The following is a 3827-nucleotide window of genomic DNA, read 5'->3' as shown; positions in this document are numbered from 1 at the left end:
CCGTCGTTGCGGTCGCCGTGCTGCTGGCCGCCACCTACGCCGCCGGTCCGGCCCTGCCGCTGGTGCGCCGCTGCGCCGCTGCCGCGGCGACGTGGCTGGCGGTGGTCGTCGTGGTCTGGCTGGTGCTGCTGTTCTTGACTCCGGACGGCATCTGGTTGGCCTTCCCGCTGTTCTTCGTCCAGCTCCACCTGCTGCCCACGCGGTGGGGACTGGTCGCGGTCGCGATCACCACCGCCGCAGCGATCGCCGTCTTCGGTTGGCACCAGCACGAGTTCAGTGCGGCGATGTTCGTCGGCCCGATTCTGGGCGCTGCCGTCGCGGTGGCTACCGTGCTCGGCTATCAGGCGCTGTACCGGGAAAGTGAGGCCCGCCAGCGCCTGATCGAGGAGCTCACCGCCGCTCGCGCCGACCTGGCCGCTGCCGAGCACGCCGGCGGGGTCCTGGCCGAACGCGAACGCCTCGCCCGCGAGATCCACGACACTCTCGCCCAGGGCCTGTCCAGCATCCAGCTGCTGCTGCGTGCCGCCGAACACGCGCTCCCCGACCGGTCCGAGGCCGCGCTGGGTCACGTCCAGCAGGCCCGCCAGGACGCAGTAGACAACCTCGCCGAGGCGCGGCGCTTCGTCCGCGACTGGACCCCCCCAGGCCTGGAGACGGCGGGGTCCTTACCCGCCGCCTTGAAGCAGTTGTGCGCCAGCACTGCCGACGCCTCCGGCCTGGCTGTGCAGGCGCACATCTCCGGTATCCCAGCAGAGTTGCCTCCCGCACAAGAGATCGCGCTGCTGCGCATCGCCCAGTCCGCCCTGGCCAACACCGTCCAACACGGGCACGCGACGCGCGCCGAGCTGACCCTGAGCTACATGGACACCGAAGTCGCCCTCGACGTCGTCGATGACGGCACCGGGTTCGATCCCGACCTCGTCGTAACCCCGGGGCAGGGACCAGACGGGGCCGGATTCGGCCTGGCGGCGATGCGCGCCCGTGCCCGCGCCCTGCACGGGACTCTGGCTGTGGAGTCCGCCCCCGGGCAGGGCACCGCCGTCGCCGTCACCCTCTGCTGCCGAGCCCATGACACCCAAGAAGCCACGCCATGAATCCGGTCACCGTTCGGCTGTTGCTCGCCGACGACCACCCAGTCGTGCGCGCCGGCCTGCGCGCCGTCCTGGAAGCCGAACCTGATTTTCAGGTCGTGGCCGAGGCGCCCACCGCCGAGCAGGCCGTCCAGCTCGCGCACGAGCTGGACGTTGACGTCGTGCTCATGGACCTGCAGTTCGGTACCGGCATGGGCGGCTCCCAGGCCACCGCCATCATCACCGCCCGCCCCGACGCACCACGGGTGCTGATCCTGACCACCTACGACACCGACGTCGATATCCTGGCCGCCATCGAAGCGGGCGCCACCGGCTACTTGCTCAAGGACGCCCCGCCGCAGGAACTCGCGGCCGCGGTCCGCACCGCAGCAAGCGGCAAGTCCGCACTAGCGCCCGCCATCGCTCAACGGTTGATGGACCGCGTGCGCGCCCCGGCCGAGACGCTCAGCCCCCGAGAGACCGAGATCCTGCAACTCGTATCCGAGGGGCTCTCCAACCAGCAGATCAGCCAGCGCCTGTTCCTCAGTCAGGCCACCACCAAGTCCCACCTCGCGCACATCTACACCAAGCTCGGCGCTGACTCTCGCACCGCCGCCGTGGCCACCGCGACCGCCCGCGGCCTCATCCGCCGCTGACCAACCCCGGGACTGTCCGCTGTGTTCGTATAGCTGGGCCGTTCCGTATCGGGAACCACCTACGGGAAACATCAGGTCACGGGGCCAAGCGGCCTGCGTGGATGGGCAGCGTCGCCGTATAGGCCGTCCGGATCGCTCACCGGGACAGGGGCGCTCTACGGGACAATTGCCGGCAGCCACTCGGTCTGACCGTGTCGTCTGTTACCCGAAGCTGTTCGTCGCTTGCACGGGCGGGCCAGTCCGCTTGGCGGAGTACGCTGGCGTGCTCCCGAGCCATCTAGAGGCTTGGCGCCGGGCCGGTCTGTACCGAGTCGGGTACGTCAACGGCCCGCTGGCTGTGGGCACGTTGCCGCAGCAGCTCGGCCCGCCCGGCCAGCGCCCGAGCACGCTCGAGCTCTCGCGCAGCGTCCGTGGCCATCGTCGTTCCGTCCGCGACGATGGCTTGAAATTCGGCCGACAGCTGGCCTACGGAGTGGGCTTGTGTCCAGTGCTCCGCCATCGTCGCGGTGGCGGACTGCTCGGCTTCCGTGTCGGCGACGGCGGCCTGTAGGACTTCGACTGCAGTCAGCTCCGATCCGGGCGCGGGAGTCTCGGTTCCGGGCTGGTCGGCGGTGTCGACATAGAGGCGGTTCGACTCACAACCTCGTGAGGTCATGACGTAGAGGGGCTCGCGCGCGGTCGTGACGTCGACGAACGCGTGCGCTGTTGCGACGGTTCGTCCTTGCGCCCGGTGTGCGGTGGTGGCGTAGCCGAGTTCCACGCTTTCCGCGACGTATCCCGCGGGCAGGGACACCTCCCGATGGCTGTCACCACGCTTCACCTTCAGCCCTCCCCCGCGGCAGATGCGGGTGACGGTCCAGGTGTCGCCGTTCTTGAGCCACCCAGAGCCGGTGGACAGCGAGCGGTTGTTCCGTCGGGTGACGATCAGGTCGCCGACACCCGCGACGGATCCGTCCGCCAGCCTCACGCCCTCCTCGGTGACGAGGCCATCGGCGACTCGGTGGGCTCGGGCGCGGGCGTTCAGGTCGGTGACGGTCTGGTTGTCACCGGCGATCATCAGCGACCGCCGGCCCTCGTCGATGTCGGTGCGCCACGCGTTGAACAGTGCGTCGAGCATCGCGTCACGGTCGCCGCCGGCGACTCGTCCGTGCTCGTCGTAGGCGTCGACGGCTTCGGCTCGGCCGGCGCGCAGGGCCAGCGAGGCGTCCCGCTCCCATTCGTGTCGGAAGCGTCGCACGTCCACTAGTTCCGGCACGTCCGCCCGGTCGCCGACCACCAGTGAGAAGGCTCCGCCGGCACCGACGGGGGAGAGCTGGGCCGGGTCGCCCACCAGCAGCACCTTGGCGCCCGCCGCCCGGGCTTGCGTCGTCAGGGCGTCCAGGTCGAAGGTGGCGGCCATCGAGGCCTCGTCGATGATCACCAGCTGGCCCGGACGCAGCGACCACGCCCGGCCCTCCGCGATCAGGGCATGCATGCGTTCTCGCATCGCCTTGGTCTGTCGTGACGGGCTGGCCCGCCACAGCTTGGCCTGCAACGCCTCGACCTCAGCTCGGCGATCGGTGTTGCGGGCGTTCTCGGTCAACCACTTCGCGGTGTTCTCCGTTGGGATCCCCACCACCTGGGACAGGACCTCCGCGGCCGCCGCGGACGGTGCCAGCCCGATCACCGACCCCGGCCCGAACCCTGTCTCCCACACCGCCCGCATTCCGGCCATGGTGGTGCTCTTGCCCGTTCCGGCGGCACCGACCAGCACGTCCAGCTCCCGGCCCGAGGACACCACGGCGCGGACCGCAGCCACCTGCCCTACCGATAGCCCGGCACCTGTTCCGGGCTCCGCCCCTGCGGCGGCCACCAGGCTCGGGTCGATCGCCGGGCCGTCCACGCACCGGCCGGCCGCGAGCAGCCGCGCCTCGGCATCGAGCGTGGCTTGGGTGGTGTAGGCCTCCATGCCGCGGAACCGGAACCGGGAGGTCCCGTCCTCCCGCTGCAGCGCTGCCGGCGTGACCGCGATCTCCGGCGGGTCCACCGGCACCGCCCGATCCAACGCCAGGTCGGTGGCCCGCTCGGCCACGGCCAGCCGCTCGGTGGGGTCGGCGAACCG

Annotated in this window: 3 protein-coding genes; 2 read left to right on the top strand and 1 reads right to left on the bottom strand. The window is 70.8% G+C overall.

Annotation, left to right across the window (positions count from 1 at the left end):
• Both FRW57_RS18720 and FRW57_RS18715 read left to right on the top strand, forming a co-directional pair.
• The coding region (locus FRW57_RS18720) for a sensor histidine kinase (protein ID WP_152186729.1) at positions 1-1094 on the top strand (1094 nt) is incomplete at its 5' end.
• Positions 1091-1726, top strand: coding sequence for a response regulator (locus tag FRW57_RS18715; protein WP_152186728.1), 636 nt, complete (start codon positions 1091-1093; stop codon positions 1724-1726). The genes FRW57_RS18720 and FRW57_RS18715, both read left to right, overlap by 4 nt.
• A 277-nt stretch (positions 1727-2003) precedes the next feature.
• On the opposite strand, the gene FRW57_RS18710 is transcribed toward FRW57_RS18715, so the two are convergent.
• Positions 2004-3827, bottom strand: a 1824-nt coding sequence (locus FRW57_RS18710) for an ATP-dependent DNA helicase (RefSeq protein WP_152186727.1), incomplete at its 5' end; no start/stop codon positions are given.

It is taken from the genome of Segeticoccus rhizosphaerae (assembly GCF_009192725.1).
Taxonomy (GTDB): domain Bacteria; phylum Actinomycetota; class Actinomycetes; order Actinomycetales; family Dermatophilaceae; genus Segeticoccus; species Segeticoccus rhizosphaerae.
This window is presented reverse-complemented; position numbering and strand designations above follow the sequence as displayed.